This is a genomic window from Agromyces subbeticus DSM 16689 (assembly GCF_000421565.1).
GTDB lineage: Bacteria > Actinomycetota > Actinomycetes > Actinomycetales > Microbacteriaceae > Agromyces > Agromyces subbeticus.
In genome coordinates, this window is record NZ_ATXG01000007.1 from 167,584 (window position 1) to 183,517 (window position 15,934).

The following is a 15,934-nucleotide window of genomic DNA, read 5'->3' on the forward strand; positions in this document are numbered from 1 at the left end:
GCGTGAGCGCGCGGCTCCGCACACTGCGGCGCTTCGGCCTCGACCTCTGCCTCGGCCGCATGGTCGGCACCGACGAGGCCGGGCCCGTCTACGTCGGCCGACTCGGCCTCACCGACCATGCGGGCCGTCGTCTGCTGCTCGACTGGCGCTCCCCCGCGGCCGAGCCGTTCTTCGGCGCAACGCACGCCGACCCCATGGGCCTCGCGAGCCGGCGCAGGTACCGGTGGGCCCGGGGTCGGGTCGTCGACTACTGGGACGAGATGTTCACCGCCGACGGGCTCGCCTCGAGTGCCGCCCTCGACGACCAGTCCGCGTTCATCGCGAGCCTCGGCAGCAGCCGATCACCGCAGATGCGGGATGTGCTCGCCACCATCCAGGCCGATCAGGACGAGATCATCCGGCGTGGCTCCCGCGGCGCCCTCGTCGTCGATGGCGGCCCCGGCACGGGAAAGACGGTCGTCGCGCTGCACCGAACCGCGTACCTGCTCTACTCGGACCCGCGTCTCGGCCACCGCAGAGGCGGGGTGCTGTTCGTGGGCCCGCATCAGCCGTACCTGGCCTACGTCGCCGACGTGCTGCCGAGCCTCGGCGAGGAAGGGGTGCAGACCTGCACGCTGCGAGACCTCGTCGCCGAGGGGGCGACGGCGCTCGCCGAGACCGACTCCGAGGTCGCCCGGCTCAAGTCGACGGCGGCGATGGTCTCGGCGATCGAGCCTGCCGTGCGGCTCTACGAGGAACCGCCCACGAGGGGCATGAACGTCGAGACGGCGTGGGGTGACGTCTGGCTCGGCACCGCCGACTGGGCCGAGGCGTTCGAGGCCGCCGAGCCGAGCACGCCGCACAACGAGGCGCGCGACCAGGTCTGGGAGGCGCTGCTCGCCATCATCACCGACAAGGTGCGAGATGCCGACCGTGATGACGTCGACCCCGATGCCGGGTTCGACGATCTCGACGCCGGCTTCGGCGACGTCGATGACGGCACCGTCGGCATGGACACCGACGCGGCCGACGCCGACCAGTTCGACGCCTACGGGCTCCGCGGCGAGGTGCCGGTGGCGCCCCTGCGCCGCTCGCTCTCGCAGAACCCGGAGCTGCTGCGGGCCTTCGGCCGGGCCTGGCCGCTGCTCGAGGCATCCGACATCGTGGGCGCGCTCTGGGAGGTGCCGGCCTATCTCCGCAGGTGCGCACCGTGGCTCTCCGCCGACGAGGTCGAGCTACTGCAGCGCACCGGGGCTCGCGCGTGGACGTTGTCGGATCTGCCGCTGCTCGACGCGGCGCGGCAACGACTGGGCGACCCCGAGGCGGCGCGGCGCCGGCACCGTCAGCAGGCAGCGGCGGCCGCAGAACGAGTGCGCATGACCGAGGTCGTCGATCAGCTGATCGCGACCGACGACTCGGAGATGGGCGTGATGCAGATGCTGCGCGGCCAGGATCTGCGCGACGCACTCGTCGACGACGCCGCACTGCCCACGGCCGATCCCGACCTCCTGGCCGGACCGTTCGCCCACATCGTCGTCGACGAGGCTCAAGAGCTGACCGACGCGGAGTGGCGGATGCTGCTGCTGCGGTGCCCGTCGCGAAGCTTCACGATCGTCGGCGACCGGGCGCAAGCGCGACACGGCTTCACCGAATCGTGGCGGGAGCGGCTCGAACGAGCCGGCTTCGACCACATCGATCTCTGCTCGCTCAGCATCAACTACCGCACGCCCCGAGAGGTGATGGCCGAAGCCGAGCCGGTCATCCGGGCGGCGCTGCCCGACGCCAACGTGCCGACATCGATCCGCAGCACCGGTGTTCCCGTCCTGCACGGACACATCTCGGAACTGATTCCGACGCTCGAGAGATGGCTCGCCGAGCACCCCGATGGCGTCGCCTGCGTGATCGACGCGGGCGGCAACGCGACCGCCGGTGCCATCGACCGCGTTCGGATGCCGCAGCGCGTTCGCGTGCTGACGCCCGAGCTCTCGAAGGGCCTCGAGTGCGACCTGGTCGTGCTCATCGACCCCGAGAGCTTCGGCACCGGAATCGAAGGCGCCGTCGACCGCTACGTCGCCATGACCCGAGCGACGCAACGACTCGTGGTGCTCACGAGCGCGTGACGGGTCTCTCAAGCACCACCGCGTTAACGCGGAAGATCCCGGTCTCGATTGAGACCGGGATCTTCGCTTTTGTGGCGCATTCGGAGAATCCCAGAGGCCGCGTAATTGCTGGGCAGTTTCAGCGTCGGTGTTTTCGCGTTCCAGGCTAAGCGCCTGAATATTCCACTCGACCGATTCGTCCTCTCGAGAACCAAGGGTCAAAGGAAACTCCGGATCCAACCTGACTTCGGCTTCGCTCCCGGAAGCTCTACTTGCAGTGAATCGCCAACATTAAGCGGCAGAAGCGGAAAACCAGATATCCAGATCTATTCCCGCTGGATAGAGCTGCTCTGAGTTCAGGTTAAGGCCACACCGCGGGCACTCCAAGATCGAGGGGACGTAAAAGCCAACGCCGAGAAGATCCTCGTCCGGCTCGAAGACCCCAATCACAAGAGCCTCGCCGAATGCACATGCTGGGCATGCCGCGAACCGCCGTGCTACTTCGGGTGAGGCCGTGGACGAAAACCGGCTCACGAGCGCTTCTTCAACCTCCGCCTGCTTCAAGGGTGAAAGGCCGCGCGTAAGGCTCGCGTAGCGTTCTCCGGTCAACCGAATCAGGGCTTGAGTCTCCCGAAGCAGCTCATCCTGATACAAATCATGGGCGGCCCCGCCAATCGCGTCCGCATAGTCTCCTAGCGCCATTCGCGCCTCATGACTCATGACCTTGTGAATCTGCTTCTCATAGCTTTCGGCCGTCTCGAGAGCGGCCTCAAGCCGGTCCCTATCGACGGGCTCAGCAAGATGAGCCGCGGCGTTCCGAAGCGCTAGCGGCCCGTGAAGCGATGAAACTGGAGGGAGCCCAGGCCTAAGCCTGTGGGCGAGCGCGATCGCACCGTGGGCGCTGATCGTTTTTTGGTATCTCGACGGCAGCACGCCTATCGAAGCATGCTGATCGATTGGAAGTAGTTGCCTCGCGAGCGCAAGTTGAATGTCTTCAGGGTTAGCGGAGAGAAGCACCGGATCCAGCTCCGTTACAACAGCCTTGGCCAGGAGTTCCACAGCAATACCCACGTGAATCGCCGCGATCTGACGAGAATGGGCATCTTCAAGCGGCATTGGGCCAACGTCGTAGAGGCGACTGCGCGCAGCACCTATATGGTGCTGTGCCGCCAGAAGGAGTCTCTCGGCCAGTTCTTGCTGGGATGGCTCAGATGTCACCAACGTCATGCGGCATTCCTACCAGACCGATAGCCCGACAAATGACTGGAGTAACCCACATCAGTTTTGGACCGGCCTTCGAACCGCGAAGTACACAAATTCGAAAGCTCTCCTTTGCTCGCTTCGGACCACAGCGCATGCTCCATCCTTGCCACTGTTGGAGAGGCGTCGTTCGAGTGAAGGTTGATGATGGCACACTCATCGTTGTGAACGAAGAAACCCGTACGCTCCTCCAGAAGGCTGTCGTATATCGCGATGTCGATGCGGTGCGAAACCTGCTAGACAAAGGCGCCGATGTGAACGCGCCGAACGAGATAGGGCGGACTCCGCTGACCTTCGCCGCATTGAACCTCTACGACGATGTCGTAACCCTTCTGATCGACCGAGGCGCCGACCTCGAGGCTGAGGATCAGGTCGGCTGCACGCCGCTCTGGTCGGCAACCAATCGGACCAAGGACGATGGAACGGTGATCAGACTGCTGCGGGAAGCCGGCGCCGACCCGCATCACGTCAGTTTCTTCGGTTCTTCACCGTTCAGCCTCGCGTTCGAGTACGGCAAGCATTCTTTGCAGTTCAGGCGCCCGACCCTCAAGTACTTCAAGGACCTTCCGAACACCTTCGCGGGGCCCGACAACTCGATATGCCCTCGGGATTTGGTGGTGATGAGGCCGCACCATGTACGTATCACCGGAGAGACGCGACGGTGCTTCGACTGCGGCCTGACGATTCGGCTTGGGTACTTGGATGAGCCCTGACTGCATCACGAGTGGTGACCCACAGCAAATGATCGCACACCCGAGTTCGGTCTTCCTGGTGTGACCAGGAGACCGCAAGTCGATCGAGCTCGCCCTCAACTCACAGCCGCTCGAAGGTGAGAAGCAACCTCGTTCGATGGTCGCATGACGTCCGGGTCTCCGAAATCGGCCGCCCGATTCGCGAGTGCAAGGTTCAACCAATCGGCGAGGCGTTCCTCGTGGTCGGTCGCGTCAAGCAACGTAACCCCTTTTCTGAATGCAGAGCTCAGGTCTGGCGCCCGTTTATCAAGGCGTGTCGCGATCTCGTGGGCAAGCATGTATGCAGCTTGGTCGAGCGCTTCGCGTCGGGCGCCGTACGGGGCTTCATCGTCGTCGTCCTCGACGTTGAGCGTGATCAGCGCCTCGCGTGCGCCATCTCGCCGCATCGATAATCCGACGTGGGAGAACTCACCAAGTGCTCGGACGAAGACCGACAGCCGGGCCCAGCCAGCAAGCTCGAACCATCGGGACGCAGGCAGATCGCTGCGGGCCTCCAACCTCGCCGCCTTATCCGGCTTAAGTCGGTGCGCACGGGCAACTGAAGTCTGTTCGGCCAGGACCCGCACGGAAGGGAGCGAGAGATCGTTGTCTTCAAGCCAGTAGTTCGTCGCAGACGTGAGCGCATTTCCGGCGAGCCGGAGATGATGTCCACCTTTGTCCGAGGATTCGAGACCCACGGCTTCCGCCATAGCAGCGATCGAAAGATACCGAAACAAGCGTGCAGCCAAGTGCCCATAGTCAAACCGCTCACCAACCATCGCCTGTTCTTCTGCGGCAGCGGCTGCCGCGTTCTCAAAGCGACGCGAGAGCCTTTCGACCAAGCATCCAACGGTGTCAGCGCGACTGACTCGGTCGACGATGCCGTCTGGGCCTGTATGGGAGGAGTGGACACGGTAGTCCAGTGCGGTGAGCCGAGCCCGCTCGAGGGCGGGGTCGTGCATCGAGACCAGATCGGGCAGCTCCAAGAGACGAGGCAGTGCCGCCGGCTCCCGCGACATTGAACCTGAGCCGAGTCGCGCGGACAGTGCGAGGTCGAATGCGTGTATGCCAGCCTCAGCAGCATGCTCACGGATCGCACCGCGCACTTGTCGCAACGGGATCTCGATTATTCGGGCGATCTCTGCGAATAGCGCGAATTGGGCCGTTCCGCTGGCTCCCAGGTCGATGGTGCGGTTGCCAATCGCTACCTTGCGCCCGTGCTGCAACTCGGAAAGTGATGCCCAATCCCGACCTGGGTCGCGTCCCAGCGCATCCAGACCGTAGGTGTCCCACACCCGTGAAATGAATTCGCTGTCGGACTCGCCCTTCTGCTTCCATTCGAGCGAGTGACTGGAGGCGACATTGAATGTCCATCGCTCAAGGAAAGCTCGAGCTCCGACAACTGCGGCAACATTCAAACCCTGTCGCATCTTTATGAGCACATCAATGCCAGCGTCGAGGCCACCTCGGAGCTCATCCGCCCAGATATCTACCGATGGAGAGACCCGCCGCCATCCTGCTCCCAGCAGAGTCAATGCCGCGTCCGCCGGGGGTATCAGACCGAGAACTTGCCAGCCCGCCGCGGGAAGAAGAAGGGGAGTGTCCGCAACAACGGCGCGTCTTTCGGCATCCCAGCGCGAGAGTGCAAATCCAAGGACTTTGTGATCACCGCCAACCGCATCCGCGAAAGCCTCGAGGTTTCGCCTCGCACCAAATCCAGCGGCGTATGCTTCGGGTACGGACTCGGGCGGATCACCGAGATCGGGCGCTCCGCGCATCAATCGCCACGGTGATTCGCGCGCCCGCTTTCGTGCCTTGTTTGTCCTCGGCGACGCCACCGGTTTCCCTCCAAAGTTCCCACGGAGCATGTTCGTGTCTCTGAAGGATAGTGGCGCCTTCGAAAGCAGTATCGAAGGGCCGCGATTGGATCGATCGATGAGGTCAGTGCGATAGTCCGGAGGCCTCACCGTCGGATCAGTTGACCATTGCGGTGAGCTTTTCGATGATCTCAGCACTCGAAAACGCGTCGACGTTGAATTCCATCGCTTTGGCCTGAACAGCCTGGTCATCTGAGACGACGGCCCACGTAGGGCGAATGATGTACTGCTCTTCGTTCCGGGTGGCGTCAATGGCACAGGTAATGAGTCGGCGTTGCCTCGGATGCGGCAGAGGTCGACCAGCGAGGTGTCGCCCGGGACCAGGGTGGCCATTACTTCCTCGAAGGCGGCGAGCACCGCAGGCGTCATCGAACGCTCGAACTCGGCGAGTTGCGCGATGTCCGGCAACCCGCTCGCCTCGGAGAGCACTTCGCTAGGGATGTGGCAGCACTCCCGCACGAACCGGCTCGCGCACTGCTGCCTCGTGAGCTTGGCGAGTACGTTGTAGTCGAGCAGGTACTCGTGGTCCCTTGCCTCGCCGGCAGCCGATCCCACACAGCCCGCCAAACTAAGCGCGCAGCTCCGACCCCAAGCACCAGAATCGCGTACCGAACCCTTCAGCCTGCCCAAACGGCGGGCTTTTCGTCGTTAATCGAGCCAGGCGGCAACGGGAGCGCCCTGCGGGCAAAAATAAAGGCGCCGGCCTTGTCTCCGAGGAGTTGATCAGCCGATCTTCTCCCACAGCCCGCAGCCTTGGATGGTGAACCCTTCACCGCCGAACACCTCGACCGTGACCCCGTCGGGTGCGTGACTAATGAAGCTGTTGTCGATGATGTCGCCTCCACCGGTTGAACGTTCCCAGTAGCAATCGGACGCCGGGCCGAGAGTGCGCCACACGCCGGCGGCGACGCTCGTCCCGACCGCTCGTTTCCCGTCACCGATCATCGCTGCCGCCGCCTGCTTCGCCCCGGCCAAGTCTGGACAGTACGCGGCGATCGCCGCATCGAGGCTCGAGTCGAACCCGCGGAGCTTCTCAGCAGCCGCCGGGCGTTGGTTCTGCCATTGGGCGGCCGTATCCGTGCACCACTGGCGCATCTTCACCGCCTGCTCCTGCCAGTACACTGCAGCCGGATCGACGTCGGAACGGCCAGCGGCCTTCATCGCTTGGAAGAACACCTTGTCCTGCGCCTGCTCCGGTGACCCGAGGATCGACGAGACTGCCGGCAACGCGATCAGCACCTTCCGGACGGCAGCGCCGTCCTTCCGGTCGATCGCTTCCTGCAGGTCGGCTTTCGCTGTCGTCAGGGTCGCGACATCCTCGGCGGCCGCCCATGGCGATGAGGCCATCGCCTCATCGATCTCGACGATCTTGTCCGGTGCGTCGGCCAGCGCCTGCTTCTCGTCCTTCTCGGTCTGGCGTTCCGCTTCCTCTTCCTGCTTCTTCTCCGCCGCTTCGTTCAGCTTCCGCTGCTCCTCAGCCTCCTGTTCGAACGCCGCGGCCGCGGCCTGCTCCTGCGAGTTGCGTACAGCGGTGCCGATGATCGGGCCTGCGATGAACGACACGATGACGACGGACACGGCGATGATCGCCCACGTCCGAGGGGTCAGCTTCTTCCAGAACGGGACGGTGGCCGCCGGCTCCCCAGCCACCTTGCCGGCGCCCTCGGTCTCGGCCTTCGGTCCCGCCTTCATCCGTGCGACAGCCGCGACACGTGTTGCGCGCACCCTCTTGATCCAGGAGTCGATGGCCAGGAGCCACGGCTCAACCGGCTCATTCGGGTCGGGCACAGTAGACCTCCAGGACGTAGGGTGGCCGTCAGACTACCGGCCGCCCGCGCCCCGCGGGAGAACCAGTTCGGGGGCTTAGACGTTCGCCCGGGGTGGACGGTATGGTGCGCCAGCGGGGCTAAGGCGATTGCGCGACGAAGCGCTGAACACTCCGAACTGTCCGGCATTCCTGGACCGGATGGAATCTGTGGAGGTCGTCGGCGAGACAGTGTGGCAATGCGCCGAATGTGCTGACCCGGCATGATGACCCTTATGAGTCTGTTTCGGAAGAGTTCGCCGCCACCGAGTGAGAGGCGGCAGCGCGTCGCGCTCTTGAACACAGAGGCAGACATTCAACGAGAAGTTGCTGCCGAACGCGCACGGTCAGTTCAGACCAAAGCGTCGTTCCTCGTGGTCATCGCCGGGTTGTTGGCCGGGGCGTCATTCGACACGCCTCACGGCTCGGGCTGTTGGTGGTTGTCGGCGATCCCTCTGGCGTTGGCTCTGGGCACGGTAGTTGCTGCTGTCGTTGCGCTCTGGCCAGCCCCAGCCGGTGCAGCTGACCCTGCGGCGATCCGGTCGATTTGGATAGACAACACTCAGGGCTCGTATGAACTGGAGATTTATCTACTCAAGGTCAAGACTGTTGCCTACTCCGAGATGCAGGCGCGCACAAACAAACGGGTGACTGCGCTCAAGATCGGCTTTATTCTTCTGTCGGCTGCAATTTCAACCGCACTGGTTGTGTTTATCCTTCAACGCTGGGCCTAAGGAATCACCATGAGTAAGCAGAACGAGCCAGACGGCGACCCCGACGTCGATGAGGTCATCAAGCGGATAACGGAATCCCCCAGGCCGACGCGTGAGCCCAGCGGCGATCCGGACGTACGAGGCGGGCTTACGTCACTCACCGGCTCCGGCGATCAGCAGGACAAGTAGCCGCGCTGCGTGTTTCGTTGTCGGGCCGGCGTCCGACGATGAACATGATCAGCGATCAAGAGCTTCGTTACCGTCTCCTGGCCGCCCAGGATGGACGTTAGTCTGGGCTCACCCTCGGCGACGATGATTGCAAGGAGCTGCAGGTGCAGAAATGCAAAGACCGCGAGACACTCATCCGGCCCGGCGGCTCGGTGAACGTTAAGTGCACGCGGATCTCAGGTCACGCTGGCAACCACTACGACGGCCGGAGCGTCTCAGAATGGGGCGACGAGCCGCTCCACGACCACAAGGATCGGCCAGCTTATTTCGGCTCAGCTGGGTCTCGGTAGTGAAACTCCCACTCGCGCGGGCATCGGATGGCACGATTAGACGAGCCTTCCTTTGCGCCCTGCCTCGAGGAGGTACGTCACGAACGCCGAGCATGTCACCAGCATGTACTTCGCGATCGCCCGGCCGCACTGGACGACCTCACTGATGTGTACCGGGCAATGCTGGAAGAGCATGACGCCCATCGGATCTTCCCCAGTGGCGCCTCGGCCTGCGGGAGCCTCGCGGCAGCCCTAGGGGTACGACTGACCGAGCTCAGGCTGCCCATGCCGGCCGGCATGATGCTAATCTCCCCCGAAGTGGACCTCACCGAGTCTGGTGACTCGTTCACGACCCTTCGGGACGTCAGCGTTGGCCTGCAGAGCATGCGGCAAGTCAATCTGCTGTATGCCGACGGCGTAGATCTCGCTGACCCTCACCTTTCCCCCTCTTCGGCAACCTCACCGGATTCCCTCCGACGTTGCTCATCGGGGGAACCCGAGTTCTGTTCCTCTCCAACACGGTCCGCATGCACCGCGCCCTCCGCGACGCCAGCGTCGACGCCGATCTGCACATCATCGACGCCCGCCCTCACGCTGGCTCCGGCTCCGCCCCCGAAGAAGCAGCAGTCGCTCGAGAGATCCGACAGTTCATCAGCCGCCTATCATGCGGCACTGCCACTCCGCACCTGTGACCGCGGCTCCATCGTGAACTGCTACACGAGGTTGAGCTGCAGATCGATCGGGAATGACTCAGAGGCCGCCGTCCTGAGTTGCTCAGCGGTGGTCCGAGGCCAGCTCTGGTTCGTTTCGCCCACGACGGTGTACTCGGCTTCACCCCGGGGACGGTTCGCTCGAGCGCCCACACCCGTTTCGAAGCTGGGTCTCGGCCGATCTGCACGCTCACGTGTCGGTGCGGATGCCCATCGCTGTCGAGCGGGAGAGTCAGAATAGTGGGGTTCCCCGGTCCGCAGGAACGGAGGAGTGCTTCATAGGCAGTTGGTGCGTTCACGACTTCCGCTTCCTGTAGTCGGTAGAGGGCGGAGGGAAGCGCCCGATCTCGGGCGGGCGCTTCCCTCCTGGTCCGCAGCGGCGTCGTGGACAGACGCGTCGTGCTGCGGAATTTGTCGGAGCGTCAGACGCGGGCTCCACGTGCTTCTTCACCTTCAGTGTTTGCGGGTGGCACCTGCGCGATGCGGCCTCGTCGCACGAGGGCGAATGCGACAGCGACCAGTGCGATGCCCACGAGCATCGGGAGAACGATCCGTGCGATCAGTGCGCCCGCGCCCCACTCGCCGCCGTCGTCGGCGTGGATCGTGGTCGTCGTGGTGATGTTCCAGACGATCAGGAGCGCGGCCGTGAATGCTCCGGTGTAGACCGAGCCTGAAGCCTTGTAGAAGTACACGGCGAGGCAGGCGGCAAGCGGGAGCATGATCAGGAACTGGTACCCGATCAGCACGAACTGGGACTTGAGTGGCTCGTTCACGAGCATGGTGCCGCCGGTGAGCATCGGGAAGTAGTCGATGAGGAAACCGACGAGCAGTGGAGCAGCCAAAACGAGTGAAAATGCGATCATCTGACGCGCAGGGGTGAGCTTGGCTCCAGTCCATCGCAGTTGCGAGCTCAGTCCGATGTTGAGCACAAGGAAGTACGCGACGAACGGGAGAAGGTAGGCAAGGAAGATCGCCCAATGCCGCCCGTCGATGATCGCGAGGGCCATCGTGTAGAAGCGGAAGTCCGTCTTGAAGAGCCAGTCGGACAGTACGAGCAACACATACGCTGACCCAACTGCGAGCAGCGCGATCGCCGCAGACCTTCCGACGACCGACCAACCGAAATCACCGTCCGTTGTGAGGCCGAGATCGCGCGCCGAGGTAACGTCGCGCCGCTTGGAGCGGGAGTACCAGGTCGCGATGAGCACCGCGGAGATGACGGCGTTGAGAACGGCCCAGACGAGGATGCCGTTTGCCCATGTCTGCGGCCAGAAGGAGAGGCCGGCCAGACCGACGTTGCCGAGTTCCTGGAACGGCCAGAACGTCACGACCGGGACGATGCCGGTGATCGTCGCCGCGATGAGCCAGGGCCAGCCGAAGCGCTCGCCGCGAGCGGGTGGGGTGGGTTGACGTGCAGCGGCGAATGCCGGTGAAGCCCAGAGCAGGCCGCCGACGGCGAACACGGCAAGGATGCCACCGATGAGGGCGATGCCTCCCCCGATCTCCTTCCATATCCACACCTGCCCGTCGAATGTCTTGCCGCCGTCGAGGGTCTGGTCGTACCAGTCGACGGCATGCTGGACCGCGTCGAAGCTGAAGGTCATGAACGGGTGGTTGCCGGCGACCATGACCATCTTCCTTGCGGAACCGTCGGCGACGTTCCCGTAGACCTCATCGAGTACGACGGGTTGGTCGGTGCCGACCTGAGCCATCGCGATGTCGCCATTGGGCACGTTCGCGGGTACGGCTTCCCCCCAGACTGGTTCGGCGAATTCTTCCAACGAAGACATGATGAACAACGCGTTCTTGAGGGTCGGCGGGTTCTCCGGGTCCGGAAGCGCGTACGGAACTGGACCGGATGCTTCGAAGACGATCGACCGATACAGGTCGGGTTCGGTCGCGGCGGCAACGTATGCCTCGGCGCCGCCGCGGGAGTGGCCGCCGATGCCGATGTTGTCGGGGTCGATCATCGGAAGCGCGTGGAGATAACGCAGCGATGCCGGTCCGATCCAGCCGGACTCCTGATCGCCGTCGGATCCCCCGTGGCCGTACTGGTCGGGCGCGAGCACGACATATCCACGCCGAGACAGCTCGATCGCATATGCGTCCTGCATCTCGCTGGAGTTGTTCGCACCGTGAATCGCGAGAATCCCGGGGGCGGGTGCTTCTGGCGTCGCCGAGTCCGGGACGTAGAGCTTGCCCGCGATCATTTCGCCGTGCTCGCCGGCGATCGTGATGTCTCGAACGTTGACAGCGCCGAACGCCGTCTGAACTAGCGCACCGAGTGCTCCGCCGAGGAGCACGAGCGCGATCGCAAGGCTCAAGAGCGCCCACTGCTTCTTCCGGGGCGAGTCAAAGGTCATCATTGTCCTCTTTCTGAACGTGCACGAGTGATGCGGTCTAGCCGGGCGCAGGCCCGCGGTGATTCCGGGCGCGCGTGTCTTGGGTACGGCAGGGCACGCAGAAGTGGCGTGGATCATGCCTGATAGAAGCTGTCGTCAGAGCGAGTCGGGGAAGGCCGGGTTGCGTCGGTTCAGGAACTCGACGGCCCGACGCGGGCGAGCCAATCGAAGCCGTCGAGGATGAGCTCGAGGATGAGCTCGAACTCGGCGTCTTCGTCATGAACTGCTTCAGTCATTGATTCCGCGATACGCGGGTACTGTGCCGACAGCTCCCCGGCGCGAAGCGCTGCGACCTCAGCACCGGCATCCGCCTCATCCTCATTCCGGGCTTGCCGGTACGTTGAGCCCATGACGTGCCCGTCATAGGCGTGCAATGCATAGTGCGCGAGCTGCACGGACAGGCCGCCTTCGCGGAGGCGGTCCAGCACGGCATCGATATAGCGCAGCCGCTCCGGGCCGACTCGAGCGCGAGACGCGAGCGGTGCTGACGCCCACGGATGTTCTTTGAGGACCGCATAGGCGGCGATCCCACTCGTTCGCAGGTCATCCTTCCAGCCCTCGTCGGTGCGCGGGACACTGAAGCGAGCAGCCACCCGCTCGACCATCGAGTCGACGAGCTCCTCTTTGTTGCTCACATGGCGATACAGGGCCATCGCCTCAACTTCGAGCTGCTCACCCACTCGGCGCATACTGATCGCCTCGAGGCCGCCACGATCGGCGAGCGCGATCGCGGCATCGACCACTCGCTCTCTCGTCAATCTCTCTCGCATTGCTCCTCCACGGCTCGGTGTTTACAGCATAAGCATACGTCGTAAACACCGCGCGATGACTGCACACCTTCTCAGCGCTCCGAGCAACTCTGGCGGGTCGTCGAGCCCGGGTCTGCGACCGCGCCTTGAAGCGAGTGCACATTCGTGCAGGCTTAGAACTGCACGTATCAACCAGCAGCCAAAGCACTCACCGGCAGCCTGGTTCGCTCGGCTGCAGGCGGGTCGTAGTGCTCAGCGCGTTAACGCAGAATTCCCGGCCTCTTTCGAGACCGGGAATTCTTCGGTATTGGTGGCGCAAGTGGGAAATCTGGAAGGCCGTGCGGTTACTGGGCACTTTCAGCATCGGTATATCGGCATTTTAAGCTAAGGCGCGAGATTTTCCAGCACGCTTCTCGGCGTAGTTCCGATGACGCCGGCAACTTCAAAGACTCCCAGTCGCCCGCGAGGAAATGCGACTACGGGACGGCCGTGACCTCCACAATCTCGCCTCGGGCTCGGTATGCGTCTGCCAGGGCTTGGACGATCTCGTCGAAGTTCTGGATCGCTACGACCGAGTCGCGGACATTTTGGAATTGAGACGCTCCCGGGACGGTCGGAAGAATATTTTCGTGAAGGTCGTCAATGAGGTCCGGACGATCGCCGCTGGCGAAGATAACGTCCGCTTGACCGTTGGCTCGGTCGGTTCGAATAGTTAGCACCATTCGATTCTTCAGCACGCAGAGCCGGTCCTCGTTCAACGACGCACGCCTCTGCGAACGGACTCTGTACGTCTACTCAAGTGGACTACAGAGGACGGAGGCCGATGAACACCTACAGACGACCTCATCCGTACGGGACCCGAGTGGGCCGTAGAACGCATCGAGCCATGACCCAGAACCGCCGCTAAGGTACGCGCCTCTACGAGAACCATGCTCGAGCTGCACGTCTCGACGAAGCGCGAGGTACGCCGATCGCGCTGTTCGACCGAGGAGTTGAACACGACTGGTCGACGGGTCGAAGCATCAGAGCCGATCCAGGTCGACGCGTGGATACGGCATCGTGTCTTCCACGAAGACTCGCCGCATGTGCAAGGCGAAGCGGTCGCCATCCTCGGCCGATCGGTCGCCTACGACCCTCAGTCCGATGGGAACCTGCTGATCTTCGGCTCCTCAGGCTCCGGGAAGACGATGCTCCTCTGGAATATGCTCGACACCCTCACGCCGTGTGGTGTGCCGGCCGCCGACGTCGTGCACATCAGGAGCCACTCTTCGGGGGTCATCCCTCTCGATCCTCGGAAACGAACTCCTGGTCGCAGCCTCCCTTGATGACGGCGCCGGCGCGATCGACGCTGCGGTCGACACGTTCGACAGCGAATGGGCTGACCACAAGAAGCATGGGAGCGGGGGCACCCGGCGATCCCCGGCCTCTGTTGCTGGTCATCGACGACGACAGTTGGATCGACTGCGGTAGCGACGGGTCCCGTGCGACTCGGGTCGGCGAACTTGTATCGCGGATCAGCAAGGATGGCGCGGCCGACGGAGTGTTCGTCATCATGTCGACGCAGCGCCCCGAGCGGATGCCCGGGAGCATCGCAGTCGAGGACTCCCCCGCCCGGGTGCTGATGGGGCCGACCACCTGGGGCGGGCACCCGCCGTGCTCTCGGCGGAGTGCAGGAGGTGCAGGCCACGGACGACACCCCTCGAGACGGCGGACGATTCCAGGTGCGAGGCACCGTGCTCGAGTTCGCACCGTCAGCCCCGTACTAGCCTGTGCCACCGCTCGGCACAGCCTGACCCGGCAACGCCGACGCTACACCTGAGCTGCAGCCGCTCGAACACGTTCAGCGAAATCAGGAGCATTGATCTGATAGGTCGCAAGCAGGGTGCACTTCAGCTCATTCGAACGATCTTTCCGTGGTTCCGGCTGACCGAGGGCAGCGACACATGTCGTGATCACCACCCTGCCTACGATGCGTAGGTTTACACCTACGTGCTATAGGATTCAGGTCATGCCCCGCGCCAACCTGACCACTGCCGTCATCCTGGCCGCGGCCGCCGACATCGCCGACGATGCCGGGTACGACGTGATCACCATCTCGACAATCGCGCGCCGGTTCGGCGTCCAACCCGCCAGCTTGTACTCACACGTGCGCGACGTCGCAGCCGTGAAAGACGGTCTTCACGAGCTCGCGCTCGGCGAACTCGCCGACCGGGTCGCCGTTGCGATCGCCGGTCGCGCAACAACCGACGCGCTTCGTGGGTTCGCCGACGCTCACCGCCGATACGCCGCCGACCGGCCCGGCTGCTGGACGTCCGTCCAACGACCCGCCTCCGAAAGCACCGTCAACTCTGATGCCGCAGCACGACTATCCGCACAGCTGTTGGCAGTCGTCAGCGGCTACGACCTCCCCACGTCCGAGCACGTGCACGCCGCACGGTTCGTCGGCGCAACGGTCAACGGCTACCTCACCTTGAACCGGGTCGGCGCATTCGACCACCGCACCCCAAACCCCGACGCATACTGGACCCGCACCATCTCCGCTATCGACACTGCGCTCAGCGCCTGGCCAACCGAAGAAACCGAGAACCCATGATCTCCACCCCGATCACCGAAGACCTGATCCACGGCATCGCCGAACTCGAAACCACCGACCGCGGCGTCCGCCCGCACCGGCTCCCCGAATGGGTACGGCAGCAGTTCCCCGACGCACAACTGATGGCCATGGAATCCCAACCATCAGGCGCGCGCCTCGCCGTCCTGACGACCGCAACAACCATCGAACTAGGGCATGTCTGACAAGTGCTTTGCCCAGACAATGCCAGCGTGGAGGACGGCGGCCGCATCCGGTTGGTCTCCTGCCATACACCGGGGCCTTCATTGGCCGTGCTTTACTTTCGCCTGTGGACACACCTGAACTTGCCGCCCTGGTCCCAGGCTTCATGGCTCGGCATCCGGGGCAAGAGTGGACGCTGACGTCGGGGAAGGGCGCGGGCGAGGACCTCGTAGTCACCCTGTCTCCTGTGACCGCCCCTGAGCGGATTGCGACAGCCCGGGTCTACGCGGGGGCCGAGGTCTTCCTCTTCGACTTCTCCGGTCACAGCAGCGCCGACTTT

Annotated in this window: 13 protein-coding genes; 8 read left to right on the forward strand and 5 right to left on the reverse strand. The window is 63.7% G+C overall.

The genetic code is table 11. The features are described from left to right. Window positions 1–2 precede the first annotated feature (2 nt). Window positions 3–2,099 (forward strand): HelD family protein, encoded by a 2,097-nt coding sequence (locus H521_RS0111785; RefSeq protein ID WP_245560982.1) that lies wholly within the window; start codon window positions 3–5, stop codon window positions 2,097–2,099. A gap of 270 nt (window positions 2,100–2,369) precedes the next feature. Here H521_RS0111785 and H521_RS0111790 read toward each other — a convergent pair whose 3' ends face one another. Further along, window positions 2,370–3,305 carry a hypothetical protein gene (locus H521_RS0111790; RefSeq protein WP_156891391.1) on the reverse strand — a complete coding sequence of 312 codons (936 nt, stop codon included), beginning with the start codon at window positions 3,303–3,305 and terminating at the stop codon, window positions 2,370–2,372. 197 nt (window positions 3,306–3,502) lie between these two features. Here H521_RS0111790 and H521_RS25075 point away from each other — a divergent pair, with 197 nt between their 5' ends. Further along, the gene (locus H521_RS25075; protein WP_051159280.1) at window positions 3,503–4,051 is read left to right on the forward strand and encodes an ankyrin repeat domain-containing protein; all 549 of its coding nucleotides are present in this window, start codon (window positions 3,503–3,505) and stop codon (window positions 4,049–4,051) included. 95 nt (window positions 4,052–4,146) lie between these two features. Here the strand turns inward: H521_RS25075 and H521_RS25840 are convergent, their stop codons facing one another. Continuing rightward, entirely contained in the window at window positions 4,147–6,354 is a 2,208-nt protein-coding gene (locus H521_RS25840; RefSeq protein ID WP_156891393.1) for a hypothetical protein, read from the reverse strand. Window positions 6,355–6,669: 315 nt separating this feature from the next. After that, window positions 6,670–7,734 carry an Rv1352/Rv1906c domain-containing protein gene (locus tag H521_RS0111815; RefSeq protein WP_022893233.1) on the reverse strand — a complete coding sequence of 355 codons (1,065 nt, stop codon included), beginning with the start codon at window positions 7,732–7,734 and terminating at the stop codon, window positions 6,670–6,672. Window positions 7,735–8,046: 312 nt separating this feature from the next. Between H521_RS0111815 and H521_RS0111820 the strand changes: the two genes are divergently transcribed. The 3 genes from H521_RS0111820 to H521_RS26670 all read left to right on the forward strand — a co-directional run bounded on the left by H521_RS0111820 (window position 8,047) and on the right by H521_RS26670 (window position 9,911). Next, complete coding sequence (locus tag H521_RS0111820) at window positions 8,047–8,484, forward strand: hypothetical protein (RefSeq protein WP_156891394.1); 438 nt, start codon at window positions 8,047–8,049, stop codon at window positions 8,482–8,484. 9 nt (window positions 8,485–8,493) lie between these two features. Next, window positions 8,494–8,652, forward strand: coding sequence for a hypothetical protein (locus tag H521_RS25845; RefSeq protein WP_022893235.1), 159 nt, complete (start codon window positions 8,494–8,496; stop codon window positions 8,650–8,652). Window positions 8,653–9,140: 488 nt separating this feature from the next. Beyond that, the gene (locus tag H521_RS26670; protein WP_169513989.1) at window positions 9,141–9,911 is read left to right on the forward strand and encodes an alpha/beta hydrolase fold domain-containing protein; all 771 of its coding nucleotides are present in this window, start codon (window positions 9,141–9,143) and stop codon (window positions 9,909–9,911) included. Between the two features lie 181 nt (window positions 9,912–10,092). Here the strand turns inward: H521_RS26670 and H521_RS0111840 are convergent, their stop codons facing one another. Both H521_RS0111840 and H521_RS0111845 read right to left on the reverse strand, forming a co-directional pair. After that, the gene (locus H521_RS0111840) at window positions 10,093–12,036 is read right to left on the reverse strand and encodes an alpha/beta hydrolase family protein (RefSeq protein ID WP_022893238.1); all 1,944 of its coding nucleotides are present in this window, start codon (window positions 12,034–12,036) and stop codon (window positions 10,093–10,095) included. Window positions 12,037–12,203: 167 nt separating this feature from the next. Then, window positions 12,204–12,815 (reverse strand): TetR/AcrR family transcriptional regulator, encoded by a 612-nt coding sequence (locus H521_RS0111845; protein WP_051159281.1) that lies wholly within the window; start codon window positions 12,813–12,815, stop codon window positions 12,204–12,206. A gap of 935 nt (window positions 12,816–13,750) precedes the next feature. On the opposite strand from H521_RS0111845, the gene H521_RS0111855 reads away from it, so the two are divergent. The 3 genes from H521_RS0111855 (at window position 13,751) to H521_RS0111865 (ending at window position 15,617) form a co-directional block, all read left to right on the forward strand. Continuing rightward, window positions 13,751–14,146, forward strand: a complete 396-nt coding sequence (locus tag H521_RS0111855; RefSeq protein WP_022893240.1) for a hypothetical protein — start codon at window positions 13,751–13,753, stop codon at window positions 14,144–14,146. A 623-nt stretch (window positions 14,147–14,769) separates the two neighbouring features. Further along, window positions 14,770–15,414 carry a TetR/AcrR family transcriptional regulator gene (locus tag H521_RS0111860; protein ID WP_084512301.1) on the forward strand — a complete coding sequence of 215 codons (645 nt, stop codon included), beginning with the start codon at window positions 14,770–14,772 and terminating at the stop codon, window positions 15,412–15,414. Next, window positions 15,411–15,617: a hypothetical protein gene (locus H521_RS0111865; RefSeq protein WP_022893242.1), complete on the forward strand. Its 207-nt coding sequence runs from the start codon at window positions 15,411–15,413 to the stop codon at window positions 15,615–15,617. The genes H521_RS0111860 and H521_RS0111865 overlap by 4 nt, the downstream gene beginning before the upstream one ends. The last annotated feature ends 317 nt before the right edge of the window (window positions 15,618–15,934 follow it).

Coding starts and splice junctions, on each gene's coding strand:
- H521_RS0111790 (WP_156891391.1), bottom strand. CDS start 3,305: ATGACGTTGGTGACATCTGAGCCATCCCAGCAAGAACTGGCCGAGAGA.
- H521_RS25845 (WP_022893235.1), top strand. CDS start 8,494: ATGAGTAAGCAGAACGAGCCAGACGGCGACCCCGACGTCGATGAGGTC.
- H521_RS26670 (WP_169513989.1), top strand. CDS start 9,141: ATGCTGGAAGAGCATGACGCCCATCGGATCTTCCCCAGTGGCGCCTCG.
- H521_RS0111840 (WP_022893238.1), bottom strand. CDS start 12,036: ATGATGACCTTTGACTCGCCCCGGAAGAAGCAGTGGGCGCTCTTGAGC.
- H521_RS0111855 (WP_022893240.1), top strand. CDS start 13,751: ATGCTCGAGCTGCACGTCTCGACGAAGCGCGAGGTACGCCGATCGCGC.
- H521_RS0111865 (WP_022893242.1), top strand. CDS start 15,411: ATGATCTCCACCCCGATCACCGAAGACCTGATCCACGGCATCGCCGAA.